The following is an 18,678-nucleotide window of genomic DNA, read 5'->3' as shown; positions in this document are numbered from 1 at the left end:
TTTTGAAGAAAACTTGAAATAAATGACTGTTCGAACAAAATTACAACTAAACGCTTAAAAAGACAACTAAACTCAAGCATATTTAGCTTCAAATGAGGTTATAAGTTATTTTTTAATGATAACGTGTTGATGTTGATGTTGAAATCGCTTGCAAATAGCATCCGATTTCTTGCTATAACTATTTTAGCTAGTAGAACACTAAGGGCATTTGGCAAAAAACATAGCATATAGTTAAGGCTTTCTTTACTTATGTATTTACTGTTTCAACCTATGACGTTAATCACAACCTTAAGTTATATAATTAGCTTATTTTTACCAATCATAGCTAAATAACATATATAGGTCAGGGGTAACATGAAGAAAGTATTTAAATAAGCGAACTATTTTTCTGTTAGTAGCAAATAGACTGCCTTTATTGATATGGGGCTGTTGTTTATTATTGATAAAAAAATTGGGGAGGACTTGTCGCGACCCTATTACCGTGTGATAAATTTTAGGTATTAAAAAGCCGAGCATAAGCTCGGCTTTTTGGTGTCTCTTTAAAGACTTACTCTGCAGACTGTGCGTCTTCTTGAACTTCTTCGCTCGCCGCTGGGCGACCAACTAGTTCAATATAAGCCATTGGTGCATTATCACCAGCACGGAAGCCACACTTAAGAATACGAGTGTAACCACCTGGACGGTCTGTATTACGAGGACCGATTTCGCTGAACAATTTACCAACTACTTCATTATCACGCGTGCGGGCAAATGCTAAACGGCGATTTGCTACGCTGTCAGTCTTAGCCAGTGTGATTAAAGGTTCAATTACACGGCGTAACTCTTTCGCTTTAGGCAAAGTAGTTTTGATGATTTCATGTTTCACCAAAGAACCTGCCATATTGCTGAACATCGCTTTACGATGGCTACTGTTACGGTTTAATTGACGACCACTCTTACGATGGCGCATGACCCTATCCTTCTAACTAAACTAATATAGTGATTTAGATTATTCAGCTAGGCTTGCAGGCGGCCAATTTTCTAGGCGCATGCCTAGAGAAAGACCACGTGAAGCTAGCACGTCTTTTATTTCAGTTAGAGACTTCTTACCTAAATTAGGCGTTTTAAGAAGCTCAACTTCAGTGCGCTGAACTAAATCACCGATATATTGAATTTGCTCGGCTTTCAAACAGTTTGCTGAACGTACTGTTAGTTCAAGATCATCAACTGGACGAAGTAGAATAGGATCGAATTCTGGCTTCTCTTCTTTCTCTTCTGGCTCAGTTACATCGCGTAAATCTACGAATGCATCTAGTTGCTCAGCTAAGATAGTAGACGCACGGCGGATCGCTTCTTCAGGATCTAAAGTGCCGTTTGTTTCCATATCAATGATTAACTTGTCTAAGTCTGTACGTTGCTCAACACGGGCTGATTCAACCGAGTACGCAATACGTTCAACTGGGCTGAATGATGCATCAAGCAGCAATCGACCAATTGGACGCTCATCGTCATCAGAGGATAAACGACTAGATGCCGGCACATAACCACGACCACGCTCAACACGAATACGCATGCTGATCTCGCTGTTATTTGTAGTTAAATTACAAATAACATGATCTGGGTTAGCAATTGTTACATCGCCATCGTGCTGAATATCTGCCGCAGTCACAGGGCCTACACCAGATTTAGTCAGGGTCAGAAAAACTTCATCTTTGCCTTCTAACGTTACCGCTAGACCTTTAAGGTTTAGTAGTATTTCAATGATGTCTTCTTGTACGCCTTCTTTCGCGCTGTACTCATGCAATACACCGTCGATTTCAACTTCAGTTACTGCACATCCAGGCATAGATGATAACAGTATACGGCGTAAGGCATTACCCAAAGTGTGACCAAAGCCACGCTCGAGTGGTTCTAAAACTACTTTAGAACGCGTTGGGTTTATAGCGTCGATATCGACTAACCTTGGTTTTAGAAATTCTGTAACAGAACCCTGCATTTTATCCTCTCTTAACTCTTAACTTTACTTAGAGTAAAGTTCGACGATTAGTTGTTCATTAATGTCCGCAGACAGATCTGAACGCTCAGGTAGGCGCTTGAAGCTACCTTCCAATTTCTTACCGTCAACTTCAACCCAAGTCGGCTTTTCACGTTGCTCAGCCAACTCTAGAGCAGCGATGATACGTGCTTGTGTCTTAGACTTCTCACGGATTACAACAGTATCTTCTGGAGTAATTACGTATGAAGGAATGTTCACAACACGACCATTAACTAGAATCGCTTTGTGGCTTACTAACTGACGTGCTTCAGCGCGTGTGCTAGCAAAACCCATGCGATATACAACATTGTCTAAACGTTGCTCTAAAAGCTGTAACAAGTTTTCACCTGTATTACCTTTAAGGCGAGCAGCTTCTTTGTAGTAGTTACGGAATTGCTTTTCTAATACACCGTAGATACGACGTACTTTTTGCTTTTCACGTAATTGTAAACCGTAATCAGATAAGCGTCCTTTACGAGCGCCGTGCTGACCAGGTGCAGTCTCAAGTTTACACTTAGAGTCGATAGCTCTTACGCCGCTCTTAAGGAACAGGTCAGTACCTTCACGACGACTCAGCTTGAGCTTAGGGCCCAAATATCTTGCCATGTTATTTCTCCTAACCTATTGTTAAACGCGACGTTTCTTCGGTGGACGACAACCATTGTGTGGTATTGGCGTCACGTCAGTAATGTTGGTGATACGGTAACCAGCAGCATTCAAAGCACGTACAGCAGATTCACGACCTGGACCTGGACCTTTGATGAAAACTTCTAGATTTTTTAAACCGTATTCTTGAGCAGCAGTACCTGCACGCTCTGCAGCAACCTGAGCAGCAAATGGAGTAGATTTACGTGAACCACGGAAACCTGAACCACCGGCAGTAGCCCATGATAGTGCATTACCTTGACGGTCGGTAATCGTTACAATAGTGTTGTTGAAAGACGCATGAACATGAGCCATACCATCAGCAACTTGCTTTTTAACCTTTTTACGACGAATTGGTGTCTTAGCCATTTTACTATCCCCTTATCGCTTAATAGGCTTACGAGGACCCTTACGGGTACGCGCGTTAGTCTTTGTTCTTTGACCACGAAGTGGTAAAGAGCGACGGTGACGTAGGCCACGGAAACAACCAAGGTCCATAAGGCGCTTGATATTCAAAGTAACTTCACGACGAAGGTCACCTTCTACAGTGTACTTGCCAACTGCTTCACGCAATACGTCAAGTGTTTCGTCTGAAAGTTCACCGATTTTTGTGGTCTCGGCGATACCAGTCGCTTCTAAGATAGCCTTAGAGCGAGTCTTACCTATGCCATAAATAGCTGTTAAACCAATAACTGCATGTTTATGATCAGGGACGTTAATGCCAGCGATACGGGCCACTAACACATCTCCTATATTTGAATTTGGTAATCATCTGTTTGAAAAGCCCGTAAGGATACTCAAACGAAGACCAAATCACAACTAAAAACACAGGCCGAGAAACCTCAGCCTGCACGACTGTTTACTTAGCCTTGCCTTTGCTTATGCTTAGGCTCACTGCAAATTACGCGTACTACACCAGCACGTTTAATAACTTTACAGTTACGGCATATTTTCTTAACGGAAGCACGTACTTTCATTGCTCAACTCCGTAAACTGACCTTATCGACCGTAGCCTTTAAGGTTCGCTTTTTTCAGCACAGAATCATACTGATGTGACATCAGATGCGTCTGTACTTGTGCCATAAAGTCCATGATTACTACAACGATAATCAAAATTGATGTACCGCCGAAATAGAATGGCGTTTGCCATGCCATAGTCATGAATTCGGGCACCAGACAGATAAAGGTTATATACAAAGCACCTGCCAATGTCAGGCGTGTCATCACTTTATCAATGTATTTAGATGTCTGCTCACCTGGACGAATACCTGGGATAAATGCGCCAGATTTTTTCAGGTTGTCTGCCGTTTCACGCGGGTTAAAAACCAACGCTGTGTAGAAAAAGCAGAAGAAGATGATAGCCGCAGCTAAAACCATTGCATACAAAGGCTGACCTGGAGTCAACGTTGTAGCAATTGCTTGTAGCACATCAGCAACCGGACCTTCACCCTGGCCGAACCAGCTTGCAATTGTACCAGGGAACAGAATTATACTGCTAGCGAAGATTGGTGGAATAACACCCGCCATATTTACTTTCAGAGGTAAATGCGTGCTTTGAGCAGCAAATACTTGACGACCTTGTTGACGTTTGGCGTAGTTAACAACGATACGTCGTTGACCACGTTCAAAGAATACAACAAGATAAGTAACAGCGAATACTATAACCGCAACCATCAACAGTACAAAAACATTCAAATCACCTTGGCGCGCCATTTCGGCTGTCGAACCAATAGCAGACGGCAGGTTAGCTACAATACCAACAAATATTAGAACTGAGATACCGTTACCGATACCGCGCTCTGTTATCTGTTCGCCCAACCACATAAGGAACATAGTACCGGTTACTAAACTCACCACAGCGGTGAAGTAGAATCCCATACCTGGGTTAACAACTAACCCGTTCATCATGCCCGGTAAGCTTGTGGCAATACCGATTGATTGGATAGTAGCAAGCACAAGCGTGCCGTAGCGTGTGTACTGGCTTATCTTTTTACGCCCTTGCTCACCTTCTTTCTTAAGCTCTATAAACGGTGGATACATATGCGTTAATAGTTGCGTAATAATCGAAGCCGAGATATACGGCATGATACCCAGTGCTAACACTGAAGCTCGCTCAAGCGCACCACCGCTAAACATGTTGAACATCTCAACAATGGTGCCCTTTTGTTGCTCGAAGAAATCGGCAAGTACAGCGGCGTCAATCCCAGGGATCGGCACAAATGAACCTAGACGGTAAATTATGATAGCACCCAATACGAAGAGTAATCGGCGCTTCAATTCCGAAAGTCCACCTTGTGCACTTTGTGTATCTTGACCTGGTTTAGCCATTAGTACTTCCTTAGTCTTCTACCTTGCCTCCGGCAGCTTCGATAGCTTCGCGTGCACCTTTAGTAGCCTTAAGGCCTTTAACGGTAACAGCGCGTGAAACTTCGCCAGATTTAACAACTTTAACGAACTGAACGTTCTTTTTAACTAGACCAGCTGCTTGTAACGCGCTTAGGTCTACCACATCGCCTTCAACTTTAGCGATTTCGTATAGGTTAATTTCTGCAGATACTAATGATTTGCGAGAAGTGAAACCGAACTTAGGTAGACGACGTTGCATAGGCATTTGACCGCCTTCGAAACCAACGCGTACTTTACCGCCAGAACGTGATTTTTGACCTTTGTGACCACGGCCACCAGTCTTACCAAGACCAGAACCGATACCACGACCAACACGTTTTGGAGCAGTTTTTGAACCTGCAGCAGGTGAAAGTGTATTCAAATGCATCGAATTACCCCTCTACCTTAACCATGTAATAAACCTGGTTAATCATACCACGTACACATGCTGTGTCTTCTAACTCAACAGTGTGATTGATACGACGTAAACCAAGACCGCGTAATGTAGCTTTATGCTTCGGTAAACGACCGATAGAGCTTTTTACTTGTGTTACTTTTACAGTTTTATTAGCCATGGTTTACCCCAAAATCTCATCTACTCGAAGACCACGTTTTGCAGCGATCGACTGAGGAGAATTCATGTTCTCAAGAGCTGAGATCGTTGCACGTACAACGTTGATCGGGTTAGTAGAACCGTAACATTTAGAAAGTACGTTCTGAACACCAGTCACTTCAAGTACTGCACGCATAGCACCACCTGCAATGATACCAGTACCTTCAGATGCTGGTTTCATAAACACTTGTGAGCCAGCATGACGTCCTTTAACAGGATGCTGTAATGTGTTGCCATTTAGGTCTACGTTGATCATGTTACGACGTGCTTTTTCCATTGCTTTTTGAATAGCAGCTGGAACTTCACGTGCTTTACCATAACCGAAACCTACTTTACCTGCGCCATCACCAACTACAGTTAGTGCAGTAAAGCTAAAGATACGACCACCTTTAACTACTTTAGACACACGGTTCACCGCGATTAGCTTTTCAGCTAAATCAGGCTGTTGTTGCTTTGCTTCTACGTTAGCCATTGTCTACTCCTAGAATTGCAAACCGGCTTCACGCGCAGCATCAGCTAGCGCCTTCACACGGCCGTGATATTTAAAGCCACTGCGATCAAAAGCAATCTTTTCGATGCCTTTGTCAGCCGCACGTTCAGCAACCGCTTTACCAACTGCTTGTGCAGCTGCAACGTTGCCTGTGCCTTTAACTGTTTCGCTAATAGCTTTCTCAACAGTAGAAGCAGCAGCCAGTACATTACCCTCAGCGTTTACAACTTGAGCGTAAATGTGACGTGGCGTGCGGTGGATAACAAGACGCGTTGTGCCTTGTTCAATATAATTTCTACGAGTGCGTTTAGCACGACGTAGACGAGCTGTTTTTTTATCCATCGTCTTACCTTACTTCTTCTTAGCCTCTTTACGGCGTACATTCTCATCTGAATAACGAACACCTTTACCTTTATAAGGCTCAGGTTTACGGTATGCACGAATGTTAGCAGCTGTTTGACCAACTAACTGCTTATCTACGCCCTTAACTAGAACTTCTGTTTGGCTTGGAGTTTCAATCGTAATTCCTTCAGGAACTGCGAAATTAACTGGGTGCGAGAAACCAAGAGTTAAGTCTAAAACTTTGCCCTTAGCTGCAGCACGGTAACCAACACCTACTAACTGAAGTTTCTTCTCGTAACCTTCATGCGTACCAACAACCATGTTGTTGATTAGAGCGCGAGCAGTACCTGCTTGTGCCCATGCATTGGCTACGCCTTCACGAGGTAAAGTTGTAATAACGTTGTCGTTAACTTGTACTTCAACTGCATCGTTGATAGTACGAGTAAGTTCACCGTTTTTGCCTTTAACTGTGATTTCCTGGCCTTTTAATGTAACTTCTACACCGGCAGGAACGTTTATTGGTGCCTTTGCTATGCGAGACATAGTTCCCCTCCGATTAAGCTACAAAACCAATGATTTCACCACCAACGCCTGCACTACGTGCTGCGCGGTCTGTCATTAGGCCTTTAGAAGTTGATACGATAGCGATACCTAAACCACCCATTACCTTTGGTAATTCGTCACGTCTCTTATAGATACGTAGACCAGGGCGACTTACACGCTGGATATTTTCAATAACAGCTTTGCCTTCGAAGTACTTTAACTCGATAGAAAGCTCAGGTTTTACATCACCACTTACTGAGAAGTCTGCGATGTAACCTTCATTTTTTAATACATTAGCTACTGCTACTTTCAGTTTCGAATTAGGCATCGTTACAGATACTTTCTTCGCTGACTGACCGTTACGGATTCGTGTAAATAAATCCGCGATAGGATCTTGCAAGCTCATAGTCTTACTCCCATGATTCTATTACCAGCTAGCCTTTTTAAGGCCAGGAATTTCACCGCGCATAGCTGCTTCGCGAACTTTAATACGGCTCATGCCGAATTTGCGAAGGAAACCATGTGGGCGGCCCGTAATGTTACAACGATTACGTTGACGTGCAGGGCTAGAATCACGAGGTAAAGCTTGTAGCTTAAGTACCGCGTCCCAACGATCATCTTCAGATGTATTAACATCACTGATGATAGCTTTTAGTGCTGCACGCTTTTCAGCGTACTGAGCAACTAGTTTAGTGCGCTTTGCTTCGCGCGCTTTCATAGAATTCTTTGCCATAACCCTACCCTTATTTCTTGAATGGGAAGTTAAACGCTTCTAACAACGCACGGCCTTCCTCATCTGATTTCGCAGATGTAGTGATTGTGATATCCATACCGCGTACACGGTCTACTTTATCATAATCAATTTCTGGGAAGATGATTTGTTCACGTACGCCCATGCTGTAGTTACCGCGTCCATCAAAAGACTTAGCACTCACACCACGGAAGTCACGGATACGTGGGATAGCGATTGAAACCAAACGCTCAAAAAAGTCCCACATACGCTCGCCGCGTAGGGTTACTTTACAACCAATCGGGTAACCTTCACGCACTTTGAAGCCAGCAACAGATTTGCGTGCTTTAGTGATTAAAGGTTTCTGACCAGAGATAGCTTCTAGATCCGCAACAGCGTTATCTAAAATCTTCTTGTCAGCTAAGGCTTCGCCCACACCCATGTTTAATGTGATCTTTTCGATCTGAGGGACTTGCATGACAGAGCTGAAACCAAACTTCTCTTGAAGTTCAGCAACTACTTTGTCTTTATATACTTCATGCAGTTTCGCCATCATTCTACTCCAACTATTAGATAGTTTTACCAGTAGATTTAAAGATACGTAATTTCTTACCATCTTCAATCTTGAAACCTACACGATCTGCTTTGCTCGTTTCCGAGTTGTAGATCGCAACGTTTGATACGTCGATAGACGCTTCTTTCTCAACAATACCGCCAGCTTGGTTCAACTGTGGAACCGGCTTTTGGTGTTTCTTGATTAAGTTAATGCCTTCGACAAATACTCGACCAGACTCGGTTACAACTGAAAGCACTTTGCCGCGCTTACCTTTGTCTTTACCTGCTAGTACGATTACTTCGTCATCACGACGGATTTTTGCTGCCATGATAGACTCCTTACAGTACTTCTGGGGCTAGTGAAACGATTTTCATGAACTTTTCATTACGAAGTTCGCGAGTCACAGGGCCGAAAATACGAGTACCAATAGGCTGCAAGTTATCATTTAAGATAACAGCCGCATTGCTGTCGAAACGGATCAATGAACCGTCTGGACGACGAACGCCTTTTTTGGTACGCACAACTACCGCGTTTTTAACATCACCTTTCTTCACTTTACCGCGAGGAATCGCTTCTTTTACAGAAACTTTAATGATATCGCCAATCGCTGCATAGCGACGGTGTGAACCACCAAGGACTTTTATACACTGCACTTTGCGAGCGCCGCTGTTATCAGCAACTTCCAGCTGAGTTTGCATTTGGATCATGTTAATGACCTCCGGTGTAGTAATTACAACTTGTCTTAAATTTGTTTAAAATCAAGACATTTCGATTGAATTCCACTCAAAAAACATACTAGATGTCTCTTAAGGGCGGGCAATTGTATCAGCATTGAGGGGGGAGTGGTAGGTTATTTTTTAATTAATTTAATAGAGATGCTAAATTAAAACGAGGTTTTCTATGCTATTTATCTAATTTACAGGTGGTTATAAAACAAACAAGGCATCTTGTTGATGCCTTGTTTTATATCAGTAATTAAAATTAGCCAAACAAACCTTTTAATTTGTCTTTAATTTTATCTTTAGCTTTGTCTTTTGCATCATCAAGCTTTTGCTTAGCTTCATCTTTTAAAGCATTGCTTACATCAAGCTTTATATTCACGTCATGAAACGGGCCTTTTATGCGTAAAGGAACTTTAAAGCCAGTACTGTCATCGGTTGTACCTTGACCTTCAATAGAGTCCACGACGCCTGTTACTAGTCGATAGTTAACGAGCGTTTGCGGTAAATCAACGTCCCCTTCACCTGAAATGCGTATTAAAGGGCTGATCAACGATAAATCAGTATTTTTGCCTACGCCATTGGTAAAGTTAAAACTACCAGAAAGTGCAGAGAAATCGGTTTTCTCAGATTCTTCAAATCCTGTATCTAATCCCTCAGACACGGCATTAAAGTTGCCTTTAACTAGCTCTTTACCCTTACGCACCATTTCCGCTACGTTTTCTCCCTTAACGGCACCATCCGCGAACTTGAACCCTAGCTTACCATTAAGCGCGTTAATGAATGTTTTTTGGCTTTGCCCTGCCGTGGTTAGATTCCAACTTAAAGAGCCCTTGCCCATTAGCTTATCAAAGCCTGCAGCATCAGTAAGTAAGGGCTGTGCCTCTATTTTATCTAAATCGAAGTTGGTTGCTATTTTATAAGGGGTATTTTGGGCGTTGATAGTCACCACCCCTTTACCTGTTCCTTCATAAGCGACAAAGCTATCTAAGCTTAATTTAGCAATGCTATTTTTAAGTGCCATAGTAAACTGATTAGCGCCTAGTTTAATGTCGTTAGCTTTTAAACCACTTGAACGAACAATCACATTTGCATCTAATGCACTTAAGCCACTTAAATCAATTTTAGTATCATCCCATACAATCGGTTCTGCAGGCTTAGACTCGTCTTTTACTGGGGCTTCTTTTTTAGCTACGGTTTCTGGTAAGTAAGGATTTAAATCAAGCATCCCTAGGTCAATATCAGCATTAACCGCTAAACGGCTGCCTAGATTCACCTTACTTTTACCTTTAATCTCGAGTGCATCGAGCGTTGCAACCAATTCTGTTAGGTTAAACTCCTCACTGAGCAAGTGCATTTGGGTATTGATACTAAAGGCATTAAACGCATTGTCTTTCGCGTTTAAGTCAACCCCTTGCCAGTTAGCAATATTTTTAACTGAATCACCGTTAAGTGCTAATAATCCTTTAATATCTTGGCCTTGTTTGGCTATGCTGCCATCAAACGTTAAATCGACTAAACGTGAGTTAAGCGTTTGCTTTACATTAAATGGGGCACCTTCAATCGCTTTTGCTGGTGTGTCGAGTTTTACATCAAGCTCAAAGCGCTCTTGCATGTAAGTTATAGCTCCTTTGACTTCGAGCTGTTTGCGCAGTGAAGGCAGTAATATAGCCAGTTCTAAATCGCTAATTTGTTGTTTAGCGCCTGTTTGCCCATCTAGGTAAGTAAACGTACCACCGTAAATAGCCACTTCACCTAACTCTATATCAAAGTTTTCTGGTAGTTTGACAGCCTCACCTGATTGAGTTTGCACTTGCGGCTGTTCGGCTACAGCATCAAACAGCTGCCAGTTAGCTTTACCGTTCTTATCAGTTTCTAATAAAATATTGGGCTCGTTAATAACAAACTTATCTAGTTTGAATTCGCCGCCAAATAACGATAACCAGGGTATATGCACAGCTAATTGCTCCATACTTGCCATGTCGTCGCGCGAGCCTGTCTGCATGTTTGCAAAGTGCACATCGTTAAGCTCTAACTTTAATGCAGGAAATACACTAAGCGTTTTATCACCTTTAATAGTAAGTGTGCGCCCTGTTGTTTTTTCAACCTGCTCAGACACTTTATTAAAAATGGTATCGGTAGGAATTAAAAATGGTGCAGCAACAATTAACGCAATACAAAGTAAGAGTATTACACCAACAATTTTAAATAAGGTCTTCATGATCATCCTTTCAAACGTGCAAATAATGTTCTTATCATAGCGGGAGTTAACACTAAAAGCATTGCCCAATAACTAAAAAGCTACTTTTCTACATTCTAACGTGGGTATATGAATTGTAACTGAAACATTTTGATACCCTTAGGTTACAAGAAACAATTGATAAAATGATACCCCAAGGTTACATTGATACCTAGAGGTTATAAAAATAAATTAACACTTTCACAGGATAGACTTTATGAAACAACAAGATATTAAAACTGAAGAAAAATTTATGAGTCACAACGCATGGTTTTCGATATTTATGGGTATTACGTTACTAATAATCAGTGGCTACCCCATTATCGGAAACACGTCAGCGCCGTTGCTGATTTTAGGAAGCACCGCATTTCTTGGTTCTTTCCTTATGTTTGTAATTAGAGGTGGCTTTACATGGAGAATGAAATACCACCTTACTTACAAAGATGAATACTTAAAGACTGTAGATACAATTGCTTATAAACATGTTGTATTAGCATTGTTATTTAGTATGGGCACGGTTTATTTATTCTCTGAAGGCCTAACTTTACATATATCTCATAGCATGATGGCTACTTTTTACCTTGCTATTATGTGTTTAGTGTACGGAATTTCTACTTTTTTGCAAAGTCGTGACTAGGAGTCAAAGTGCAAAATAACATAGCAAAATTTCGTAAAGAGGCAGGGCTTTCACAGCAAGAGCTCGCTGATGCTATTAATGTATCACGCAAAACAATAAGCACTGTAGAAACAAACCGATTTACGCCATCGGTAATAATTGCGCTTAAAATAGCGAGGCACTTTAATACTTCTGTTGAAAGCTTGTTTACGCTGCAAGAGCATGATTAAACCTCGGCAATCATGGTACTTATATTAAGCATCATGATTGCATCCCTTGAATTGTTAGGTATTATGCACGGCCCTGTTGCTATTGGCGTATTTGCGCTAAAATAAAGCAGCTAAAAAATGTATCTACTCGGAGACTCTACAAGGCATGAAAAAACTGCTAATTTCACCGTCAAAAATGGCATTAGGCGAGCAAGAAAGTCAAATTTATCAAAACATTCTGAAGCAATCTTCAGAGCTAAGCCTAAACCTGATGGCTGTGAAAGTGGAAAACCATCCAGAAGACTTTTTAGGTTGGTGTTACGAGCTATTAAATGCAAGCCGCGACCGCATTAATTACGACTTACTCGAAAACCAACAATTACCATTATTAAAAAAGTTGCATGACCAACTTATTACAGCCATTAGCTTTTTACAGTTAAAAACATTACGGGTAGCACCTTGGCCAGTAGTGAGTATGTTTGTAGAGCAACATAAAGAACTGGTGGCACTTGATGAGCAATTACGTTTAACTGCTTATATTGCAGGTCTGCGTGAAAAGCCGTTAAAAGAGATGATCCCTGAAGACTTACTCGCTTTTAGCGGTAAGCATATGGCATCACTCGATCCGAGTACTTATAACTTTGATGTAGAATGGTTTGCCTCTACAAAAAGTGCTAAAGGCTTTCATCAGATGTTGGCTGACTTGCCAGGTGCATTTGACGATGCCCTTAGCAATATCCCACTTGAGGGTGATGTAGCGCAAAGTAATTACCAACAATTTGTAATTGCTTACTTGAGTGCATTTAATGGCAGTGATGAAAAACCAACACTAGCGCCTGCAACCCGTTTATTAGCAATGCGCCGCCCTGATGTATTTACACCGATTAGTAACAGTCGCTTAGATGCACTTTGCTCCGCACTTGGTATCACCAAATTAAATAACCGTGACTTTGAGCGTTACTGGCAAGATGTAGTACAAAGCATTCACGCTATGTCATGGTTTAAAATGGCCAATGCAGGTAATGAACTAGAAACTCAGTTAGTGGATATAAAAGCGCTAATACCTTGCTTTTTTTATTATGCAGATACGAATACTGCAGATAACTCTAACTACATTAAACTACTAAATAAACCTACACGTAGTACTTCGAGCAGCAGTAAAGCGCCACGCCGAGGAAAAGAATCGGCTGAAATATTAGTAGACCGCGCACTTGCTGCTGATGATATCCCAGAGCATATTCGTGCTAAGCGTGATTCTATTATTAACGAAGTACAAAAAGGCCGTGGTGTAAACGAAACAATTACACTTATGCGTACCATTTTTGGATAAGACGTATATCAAACGCAATTAGCTTTAATAAACTAGCTTAACGTTAGGGTCTGTAGATCTTTCAAGGTTAAATTTTCAAAGGCCAATAGATCCTAATATAGATAGCCTGGTAGCGCTCTAATGGTGCAGCCAGGCTTTTTTTTGCACCAGCAGTGTGTTCTTTCTTTACATACTTTTCACAAAGCGTCTTTGCGCATAATTTCAACACCTTGTTTTATAATATAAAATTTATTTTTTATTGAATAAATGGAAGCTGGCACATACAGTGCAGTTCCCCCCTGCAGTAACGTAATAATACGCCGCCGTTCAAAAGGTTGTAGTCGTTTATAATAAAAAACCTTGGCGTGCAAAATCATACAATGGGAAATGAAACATGCTAAAACTACAAAAAACAATACTCATCAGTGCATTGGCATTAACAGGAATGACATCAACTACTGCATTTGCCGAAGTAACAGCCAATGCAGCCGCTACTTCTAACTACTTATGGCGCGGACAAGAGCAAACTGGGGGCGATGCAGCTGTATCTGGCGGTATTGATTACGCTAATGAATCTGGATTTTATGCGGGTACGTGGGCGTCAAATGCGTCTTGGGCCGATGAAATGACCTACGAACTAGATTTATACGCCGGTTTTGGCGGCGCTATTAATGAAAACGTAAGTTATGACGTAGGTTATATTTATTACGCTTACCCAGATGCGGCATCAGGTGCCGATGCTGACTTTTCAGAAGTTTACGGTAGCATTAGTGTGCAAGGTTTTACATTTGGTGCGGCCGTACTTGCAACATCTGCTGCCAGTGGTGATGGTACTGATTTTGGTGATTCACTGTATTTAAACGCCGATTACAGCTTCGCTGTTGGTAGCAATGGCACTGAAATGGCGCTACACATAGGGCATTACTCAGGCGATTTCATCGGTGATGACAATATTATTGATTATGGCGTATCAGTTTCTAAGGATGGTTTTACCTTTGGTCTATCTGATAACGACATGGACGGCTCAGATGTTAAAGCTTATGTAGCCTACGCTGTCGACTTTAGCTTATAAAAAGAATGTGTTACTTGCTGCAACACTAAGGGCCGAAAGGCCCTTTTCTCGTTTTAAATAACTTAACTAGATCTAATCATGCCACACCTTGTTAACAAACCGTTACAATTAATAAATCAACTTACCTCGCTTTTACCTTAGTATATGACTGATAACTATATAGTTCACTACTGAGAAAATCATAAAGGAATAATCATGAAGTCATCTAACGCGCTATCTGCTTGTATCGACATTTTTATCAGCCCAAGCAAGGCTTTTAATGGGCTAAAAGAAGCTAAAGGCTGGTCTTGGCTTGCTTTTGCACTTCTCGCTCTAACCCTTGCAGCCTCTGCTTATACATTTTATACCACTGCAGACTCACAATTTATTTTAGACCAGCAGGTTGCTGCAGCGAGTGTGGATGCCACAATCGGCGAGAAAAAAATGATCCGTCAAAGTATGGAGCAAAGCCTCGATAACCAAGTGTGGTTTGCAATTGGCGGGGGTATTTTCGGCCTTCTTTTTATAAATGCACTCCTATCTGGGTATTACATGTTGATATCTAAGCAAGACCCTGATGCTAATTATAGCTATGGTGCGTGGTATGGTTTTGGTGTTTGGAGCATGATGCCCACGGTTATTTCAAGTTTAGGTGTTGTTGCGCTAGTTCTTACAGCCAGTAACAATGAATTACCTATTAGTTTATTCAATTACGCGTCTATAAATCAGTTATTTCTGGGATTAGAGCTTGGAGATAGCTTCTATAATATGATGGAGAGTTTAAGTATTTTTAGTCTTTGGAGCATAGCTTTGGTTGCTATTGGGTTAAAGTGTTGGACTAATTTCAGCTTTAATAAAGCACTTCTTTTTGCTGCGCTACCGACCATTATCATTTACAGCATCTGGACAATTATTATTGTTGCTTAAAGGAATGTAGGCAAACTTTTCTGCCTACTCATAAATACGGAAATAAAAATGAAAAAAGCGATTATCATTACCCTTGCAATTGCAGCTTTTATTGCTCTTGTTGTATCAAAGCAAATTACTGGCGATGAAAAAGCACCAGAGGTAAATGTTGCACAGGTTGAGCAAGGTAGTATTGCAGACTCCATTATGGCCTCTGGCAATTTAGTCTTTAATACTCAAGTGCAGTTACGTTCAGAGGTAACCGGACGAGTCGACAAGGTGTTTGTTGAAGAAGGGCAAAGTGTAAAACAAGGCGACATTTTAATGCGCTTAGATACCACTGCTTTTGAGTCAGAAGTAACACGTAATAAAGCGGTATTGCGAGCTAGCGAAATAGAAATAAAACATAGTAAAACACGCCTTTTGAATATTGAACGTCAGCTTAAACGTCAAAAAGAGCTTTATGACGTAGGCCTAGCAGGGCAAGAAGTATACGAGAACTTACAAAATGCACGCGACCTTGCCAAAATAGATATTGAAGCCAGAGTAGAGTCTTATAATCAAGCCAAAGCCTCTCTTTCAATCGCTGAAGATAGACTTAGCAAAAGTGTATTTCGTGCTCCAATGAGTGGTTTGCTCGCCTCAGTAAATATTAAAGAAGGCGAAACCGTTATTGCCGGCACCACTAATATTATTGGCTCAGATTTAATGCTGGTTGCCGACCCAAGCGCTATTTTAGCTGAGCTCAGAGTTGATGAAACTGATATTGCTGGCATTAAATTGGACCAGCATGCAGATATTTATGCTGCTGCGTACCCCAATCAACCCTTCACTGGCAAGGTCATTAACATTGGAACCTCAGCAAAAAACCAAGCAGGTTCACAAGGTTTATCATTTCGAGTGAAAGTGTTACTTGATAATACCGATAGGCAACTATATGCAGGTATGAGCTGCCGTGCAGAAATCGCAACAAGCCTTGCTGTGAATGGCTTAAAGCTCCCTATCGAAGCCGTACAAAAAGAAGATGACAAAACGTTTGTATGGCGTTTAAACGACGATAAAACTGTAAGCAAAGCCTATGTAGAAGTGGGTATTTCTTCAGATATAGAGCAAGCAATTACCCAAGGTTTAAATAAAGGGGAGCGAATTGTTATTGGCCCTGCACGTCCTATCAGTAAACTAAAAGAAAATGATACGGTAAAAGTTAAGCAAACAACTGCCAAGGATGCGCAATAATGTCGGCGGTAATCAAGCTTGAGCATATTAACAAGCAATACAAAATGGGTGAGCAAATATTTAAGGCCCTAGATGATGTAACCGTGGTCATTAATGAAAACGAGTATGTCGCTATAATCGGTCCTTCAGGTTCAGGTAAGTCAACTTTAATGAACTTATTGGGTTGCTTAGATACTCCAACTACTGGGGATTACTTTTTAAAAGATAAACTTGTAAAAAGTATGACAGAAACCGAGCTCGCTCATCAGCGTAACGAAAGTGTTGGCTTTATTTTTCAGAGCTTTAACTTACTTCCGCGTGCGTCGGCACTTGAAAATGTGATGCAGCCTTTGGTTTATAGGTTTATACCCGCAAAACAACGTAAACAAAAAGCCCTCGATGCACTCAAACGTGTAGGACTCGGTGATAAAGTGGATCATCTATCAAGCCAGTTGTCTGGTGGGCAACGCCAGCGTGTTGCCATTGCACGAGCGCTAGTGACTAAACCGCATATTTTACTCGGTGACGAACCAACCGGGAATCTAGACAGCAAAACTACCACTGAAATTATGGCGCTATTTGATGAGCTACATAATGAAGGCCACACCATTATTTTGGTAACTCACGAACAAGAAATTGCAGATCATTGCCAGCGAGTTATTCGCTTAGTTGATGGCAAGGTAGTGAGCGATGTGCGTAAAGGTGAAGGAGACAAACAGCATGTTTAAATCTGCTATTGCAATTATGGAAGGAACAAAAGCAGCACTAATGGCCATTAAAGCCAATGCCATGCGAAGCGCACTCACTTGTTTAGGGATTATAATTGGGGTTGCCGCGGTTATTACAGTGGTAGCCGTTATGCAAGGCTTTACTAAGCAAATTAACGATCAACTCGCAGATATGGCACCTGATGTAACCACAATTAAACCCTTTACCAGCATTGAACAAGAAATGGTGGGCAAAAATGCTAAACTCACTTACAACGATTTTTTAGTCTTAAAAGCCCGAGTAAAAGAGGCTGAAACACTCACTGCACTGATGTTTACTTGGCGTTTTTCTGGTGGCGCTGAATACGGAAATAAAAGCCACTCATCACGAGTAATGGGTACAGAGCAAGATTACCAAAAAGCGTATAGAACCTTTCCAGAACTTGGGCGCTTTATTCGCGCAGAGGATGATGAAAAGCGCCGTCGAGTCGCTTTTATTGGTCCATCCATTATTGAAAAGCTAAACCTGCCAAAAAACCCTGTAGGCGAATATATTAAACTTGGCGGCGAGTGGTTTAGAATTATTGGCGTGGCTGAAAAACAAGGTAGTTTATTGGGGTTCGATCAAGACGATTATATTAACATTCCAATCAGCACCATGAGCGCATTAGAGGGTGCGAGCAGCACAAGTAATGTACAAATTATGTTTAGACTCAAGGAAGGCAGTGAGGAAGAACTAGTACTTGCCAAAATCACCCGCATTTTACGGCAATTACATAAGTTAAAAGATGAGCAAGAAAACGACTTTGAGTTTGAAACCGCCGAAAAAGCACGTGCTAATGTGGACAAATTTACGGGCAGCGCTACCGCAATAACCGCAGGGATTGTTGGTATCAGTCTTGTTGTTGGCGGTATTGGCGTAATGAATATTATGTTGGTATCAGTAACTGAGCGCACCCGTGTTATCGGCACACTAAAAGCACTCGGTGCAACACCAGGGTTTATTATGTTGCAGTTTTTAGTTGAAGCTGTGGTGCTGTCATTATTTGGAGGCTTAATTGGCTTGGTCATTGGCTATGGTGCTGCCGAGCTCATTTCGCTCTCTGTACCAAGCATGCCCGACGCTTATATACCAGGCTGGGCTATTATGCTGTCGTTTGGTTTTACCTCTTTAATCGGTATTGTATTTGGTTTAGCTCCCGCAATAAAAGCAGCTAGGCTTAATCCCATTGATGCCTTACGTTATGAATAACCACTCAAAATAGCGACCTGTTTGCTTAAAATAGTATCCTAAAATAGCTGACTTTTACTGTTTTAGGATACCTAATAGGCTCTTATCTATTGGCTAAGCCTTGTAATATGATATAAATATTTTATGCGTAGCGCGGG

Annotated in this window: 26 protein-coding genes; 8 read left to right on the top strand and 18 right to left on the bottom strand. The window is 41.5% G+C overall.

Annotated elements, in window-relative coordinates; all coding sequences use genetic code 11:
- Window positions 1–547 precede the first annotated feature (547 nt).
- The 18 genes from rplQ to QMA00_RS09035 all read right to left on the bottom strand — a co-directional run bounded on the left by rplQ (window position 548) and on the right by QMA00_RS09035 (window position 11,258).
- Window positions 548–949 (bottom strand): 50S ribosomal protein L17, encoded by a 402-nt coding sequence (rplQ, locus tag QMA00_RS09120; protein WP_013466072.1) that lies wholly within the window; start codon window positions 947–949, stop codon window positions 548–550.
- A 39-nt stretch (window positions 950–988) separates the two neighbouring features.
- Window positions 989–1,975, bottom strand: coding sequence for a DNA-directed RNA polymerase subunit alpha (gene rpoA / locus QMA00_RS09115; RefSeq protein ID WP_008115371.1), 987 nt, complete (start codon window positions 1,973–1,975; stop codon window positions 989–991).
- Between the two features lie 24 nt (window positions 1,976–1,999).
- Window positions 2,000–2,620 (bottom strand): 30S ribosomal protein S4, encoded by a 621-nt coding sequence (rpsD, locus tag QMA00_RS09110; RefSeq protein WP_002959461.1) that lies wholly within the window; start codon window positions 2,618–2,620, stop codon window positions 2,000–2,002.
- 21 nt (window positions 2,621–2,641) lie between these two features.
- A complete protein-coding gene (gene rpsK, locus QMA00_RS09105) occupies window positions 2,642–3,028 on the bottom strand; it encodes a 30S ribosomal protein S11 (RefSeq protein ID WP_002959471.1) in 387 nt (128 codons plus the stop codon).
- A gap of 12 nt (window positions 3,029–3,040) precedes the next feature.
- Complete coding sequence (rpsM, locus tag QMA00_RS09100) at window positions 3,041–3,397, bottom strand: 30S ribosomal protein S13 (protein ID WP_008115377.1); 357 nt, start codon at window positions 3,395–3,397, stop codon at window positions 3,041–3,043.
- Window positions 3,398–3,522: 125 nt separating this feature from the next.
- Complete coding sequence (gene rpmJ / locus QMA00_RS09095; protein WP_002959476.1) at window positions 3,523–3,636, bottom strand: 50S ribosomal protein L36; 114 nt, start codon at window positions 3,634–3,636, stop codon at window positions 3,523–3,525.
- Between the two features lie 22 nt (window positions 3,637–3,658).
- On the bottom strand, window positions 3,659–4,987 hold the full coding sequence (gene secY / locus QMA00_RS09090; RefSeq protein ID WP_008115380.1) for a preprotein translocase subunit SecY: 1,329 nt from the start codon (window positions 4,985–4,987) through the stop codon (window positions 3,659–3,661).
- A gap of 10 nt (window positions 4,988–4,997) precedes the next feature.
- Window positions 4,998–5,432 (bottom strand): 50S ribosomal protein L15, encoded by a 435-nt coding sequence (rplO, locus tag QMA00_RS09085; protein WP_013466073.1) that lies wholly within the window; start codon window positions 5,430–5,432, stop codon window positions 4,998–5,000.
- 4 nt (window positions 5,433–5,436) lie between these two features.
- Window positions 5,437–5,619 carry a 50S ribosomal protein L30 gene (rpmD, locus tag QMA00_RS09080; RefSeq protein ID WP_008115384.1) on the bottom strand — a complete coding sequence of 61 codons (183 nt, stop codon included), beginning with the start codon at window positions 5,617–5,619 and terminating at the stop codon, window positions 5,437–5,439.
- 3 nt (window positions 5,620–5,622) lie between these two features.
- The gene (rpsE, locus tag QMA00_RS09075) at window positions 5,623–6,129 is read right to left on the bottom strand and encodes a 30S ribosomal protein S5 (protein ID WP_008115387.1); all 507 of its coding nucleotides are present in this window, start codon (window positions 6,127–6,129) and stop codon (window positions 5,623–5,625) included.
- Between the two features lie 9 nt (window positions 6,130–6,138).
- Window positions 6,139–6,489: a 50S ribosomal protein L18 gene (gene rplR, locus QMA00_RS09070; protein ID WP_008115388.1), complete on the bottom strand. Its 351-nt coding sequence runs from the start codon at window positions 6,487–6,489 to the stop codon at window positions 6,139–6,141.
- Between the two features lie 9 nt (window positions 6,490–6,498).
- A complete protein-coding gene (rplF, locus tag QMA00_RS09065) occupies window positions 6,499–7,032 on the bottom strand; it encodes a 50S ribosomal protein L6 (protein WP_006794247.1) in 534 nt (177 codons plus the stop codon).
- A 13-nt stretch (window positions 7,033–7,045) separates the two neighbouring features.
- Entirely contained in the window at window positions 7,046–7,438 is a 393-nt protein-coding gene (gene rpsH / locus QMA00_RS09060) for a 30S ribosomal protein S8 (protein WP_016899320.1), read from the bottom strand.
- A gap of 21 nt (window positions 7,439–7,459) precedes the next feature.
- Window positions 7,460–7,765 carry a 30S ribosomal protein S14 gene (gene rpsN, locus QMA00_RS09055; RefSeq protein WP_006794245.1) on the bottom strand — a complete coding sequence of 102 codons (306 nt, stop codon included), beginning with the start codon at window positions 7,763–7,765 and terminating at the stop codon, window positions 7,460–7,462.
- A 10-nt stretch (window positions 7,766–7,775) separates the two neighbouring features.
- The gene (gene rplE, locus QMA00_RS09050) at window positions 7,776–8,315 is read right to left on the bottom strand and encodes a 50S ribosomal protein L5 (RefSeq protein ID WP_010392500.1); all 540 of its coding nucleotides are present in this window, start codon (window positions 8,313–8,315) and stop codon (window positions 7,776–7,778) included.
- Window positions 8,316–8,331: 16 nt separating this feature from the next.
- Window positions 8,332–8,646, bottom strand: coding sequence for a 50S ribosomal protein L24 (gene rplX, locus QMA00_RS09045; protein WP_004589210.1), 315 nt, complete (start codon window positions 8,644–8,646; stop codon window positions 8,332–8,334).
- A gap of 10 nt (window positions 8,647–8,656) precedes the next feature.
- Window positions 8,657–9,025, bottom strand: coding sequence for a 50S ribosomal protein L14 (gene rplN, locus QMA00_RS09040; RefSeq protein WP_008115397.1), 369 nt, complete (start codon window positions 9,023–9,025; stop codon window positions 8,657–8,659).
- 274 nt (window positions 9,026–9,299) lie between these two features.
- Window positions 9,300–11,258 (bottom strand): AsmA family protein, encoded by a 1,959-nt coding sequence (locus tag QMA00_RS09035; protein WP_290156879.1) that lies wholly within the window; start codon window positions 11,256–11,258, stop codon window positions 9,300–9,302.
- Between the two features lie 235 nt (window positions 11,259–11,493).
- Here QMA00_RS09035 and QMA00_RS09030 point away from each other — a divergent pair, with 235 nt between their 5' ends.
- From QMA00_RS09030 to QMA00_RS08995, 8 genes are all read left to right on the top strand, one after another.
- Complete coding sequence (locus QMA00_RS09030; protein WP_214552493.1) at window positions 11,494–11,913, top strand: hypothetical protein; 420 nt, start codon at window positions 11,494–11,496, stop codon at window positions 11,911–11,913.
- An 8-nt stretch (window positions 11,914–11,921) separates the two neighbouring features.
- Window positions 11,922–12,122 carry a helix-turn-helix transcriptional regulator gene (locus QMA00_RS09025; protein ID WP_036980460.1) on the top strand — a complete coding sequence of 67 codons (201 nt, stop codon included), beginning with the start codon at window positions 11,922–11,924 and terminating at the stop codon, window positions 12,120–12,122.
- A 145-nt stretch (window positions 12,123–12,267) separates the two neighbouring features.
- A complete protein-coding gene (locus QMA00_RS09020) occupies window positions 12,268–13,431 on the top strand; it encodes a hypothetical protein (protein WP_290156876.1) in 1,164 nt (387 codons plus the stop codon).
- A 373-nt stretch (window positions 13,432–13,804) separates the two neighbouring features.
- Window positions 13,805–14,482: a TorF family putative porin gene (locus tag QMA00_RS09015; protein ID WP_138626097.1), complete on the top strand. Its 678-nt coding sequence runs from the start codon at window positions 13,805–13,807 to the stop codon at window positions 14,480–14,482.
- A 195-nt stretch (window positions 14,483–14,677) separates the two neighbouring features.
- Window positions 14,678–15,388: a YIP1 family protein gene (locus QMA00_RS09010; RefSeq protein ID WP_290156873.1), complete on the top strand. Its 711-nt coding sequence runs from the start codon at window positions 14,678–14,680 to the stop codon at window positions 15,386–15,388.
- A gap of 48 nt (window positions 15,389–15,436) precedes the next feature.
- Window positions 15,437–16,603, top strand: coding sequence for an efflux RND transporter periplasmic adaptor subunit (locus QMA00_RS09005; protein ID WP_290156871.1), 1,167 nt, complete (start codon window positions 15,437–15,439; stop codon window positions 16,601–16,603).
- Window positions 16,603–17,310: an ABC transporter ATP-binding protein gene (locus QMA00_RS09000; RefSeq protein ID WP_290156869.1), complete on the top strand. Its 708-nt coding sequence runs from the start codon at window positions 16,603–16,605 to the stop codon at window positions 17,308–17,310. Before QMA00_RS09005 ends, QMA00_RS09000 begins: the two co-directional genes overlap by 1 nt.
- A complete protein-coding gene (locus QMA00_RS08995) occupies window positions 17,303–18,541 on the top strand; it encodes an ABC transporter permease (protein ID WP_069438597.1) in 1,239 nt (412 codons plus the stop codon). The genes QMA00_RS09000 and QMA00_RS08995 overlap by 8 nt, the downstream gene beginning before the upstream one ends.
- Window positions 18,542–18,678: the final 137 nt, after the last annotated feature.

The organism is Pseudoalteromonas sp. APC 3694 (assembly GCF_030407565.1).
In the GTDB taxonomy this organism is placed as follows: Bacteria; Pseudomonadota; Gammaproteobacteria; order Enterobacterales; family Alteromonadaceae; genus Pseudoalteromonas; species Pseudoalteromonas tetraodonis.
The sequence above is the reverse complement of the archived record's forward strand: the minus strand, read 5'-3'. Positions and strand labels throughout refer to the sequence as shown.

Coding starts and splice junctions, on each gene's coding strand:
- rplQ (WP_013466072.1), bottom strand. CDS start 949: ATGCGCCATCGTAAGAGTGGTCGTCAATTAAACCGTAACAGTAGCCAT.
- rpoA (WP_008115371.1), bottom strand. CDS start 1,975: ATGCAGGGTTCTGTTACAGAATTTCTAAAACCAAGGTTAGTCGATATC.
- rpsD (WP_002959461.1), bottom strand. CDS start 2,620: ATGGCAAGATATTTGGGCCCTAAGCTCAAGCTGAGTCGTCGTGAAGGT.
- rpsK (WP_002959471.1), bottom strand. CDS start 3,028: ATGGCTAAGACACCAATTCGTCGTAAAAAGGTTAAAAAGCAAGTTGCT.
- rpmJ (WP_002959476.1), bottom strand. CDS start 3,636: ATGAAAGTACGTGCTTCCGTTAAGAAAATATGCCGTAACTGTAAAGTT.
- secY (WP_008115380.1), bottom strand. CDS start 4,987: ATGGCTAAACCAGGTCAAGATACACAAAGTGCACAAGGTGGACTTTCG.
- rplO (WP_013466073.1), bottom strand. CDS start 5,432: ATGCATTTGAATACACTTTCACCTGCTGCAGGTTCAAAAACTGCTCCA.
- rpmD (WP_008115384.1), bottom strand. CDS start 5,619: ATGGCTAATAAAACTGTAAAAGTAACACAAGTAAAAAGCTCTATCGGT.
- rpsE (WP_008115387.1), bottom strand. CDS start 6,129: ATGGCTAACGTAGAAGCAAAGCAACAACAGCCTGATTTAGCTGAAAAG.
- rplR (WP_008115388.1), bottom strand. CDS start 6,489: ATGGATAAAAAAACAGCTCGTCTACGTCGTGCTAAACGCACTCGTAGA.
- rplF (WP_006794247.1), bottom strand. CDS start 7,032: ATGTCTCGCATAGCAAAGGCACCAATAAACGTTCCTGCCGGTGTAGAA.
- rpsH (WP_016899320.1), bottom strand. CDS start 7,438: ATGAGCTTGCAAGATCCTATCGCGGATTTATTTACACGAATCCGTAAC.
- rpsN (WP_006794245.1), bottom strand. CDS start 7,765: ATGGCAAAGAATTCTATGAAAGCGCGCGAAGCAAAGCGCACTAAACTA.
- rplE (WP_010392500.1), bottom strand. CDS start 8,315: ATGGCGAAACTGCATGAAGTATATAAAGACAAAGTAGTTGCTGAACTT.
- rplX (WP_004589210.1), bottom strand. CDS start 8,646: ATGGCAGCAAAAATCCGTCGTGATGACGAAGTAATCGTACTAGCAGGT.
- rplN (WP_008115397.1), bottom strand. CDS start 9,025: ATGATCCAAATGCAAACTCAGCTGGAAGTTGCTGATAACAGCGGCGCT.
- QMA00_RS09035 (WP_290156879.1), bottom strand. CDS start 11,258: ATGAAGACCTTATTTAAAATTGTTGGTGTAATACTCTTACTTTGTATT.
- QMA00_RS09030 (WP_214552493.1), top strand. CDS start 11,494: ATGAAACAACAAGATATTAAAACTGAAGAAAAATTTATGAGTCACAAC.
- QMA00_RS09020 (WP_290156876.1), top strand. CDS start 12,268: ATGAAAAAACTGCTAATTTCACCGTCAAAAATGGCATTAGGCGAGCAA.
- QMA00_RS09015 (WP_138626097.1), top strand. CDS start 13,805: ATGCTAAAACTACAAAAAACAATACTCATCAGTGCATTGGCATTAACA.
- QMA00_RS09010 (WP_290156873.1), top strand. CDS start 14,678: ATGAAGTCATCTAACGCGCTATCTGCTTGTATCGACATTTTTATCAGC.
- QMA00_RS09005 (WP_290156871.1), top strand. CDS start 15,437: ATGAAAAAAGCGATTATCATTACCCTTGCAATTGCAGCTTTTATTGCT.
- QMA00_RS09000 (WP_290156869.1), top strand. CDS start 16,603: ATGTCGGCGGTAATCAAGCTTGAGCATATTAACAAGCAATACAAAATG.
- QMA00_RS08995 (WP_069438597.1), top strand. CDS start 17,303: ATGTTTAAATCTGCTATTGCAATTATGGAAGGAACAAAAGCAGCACTA.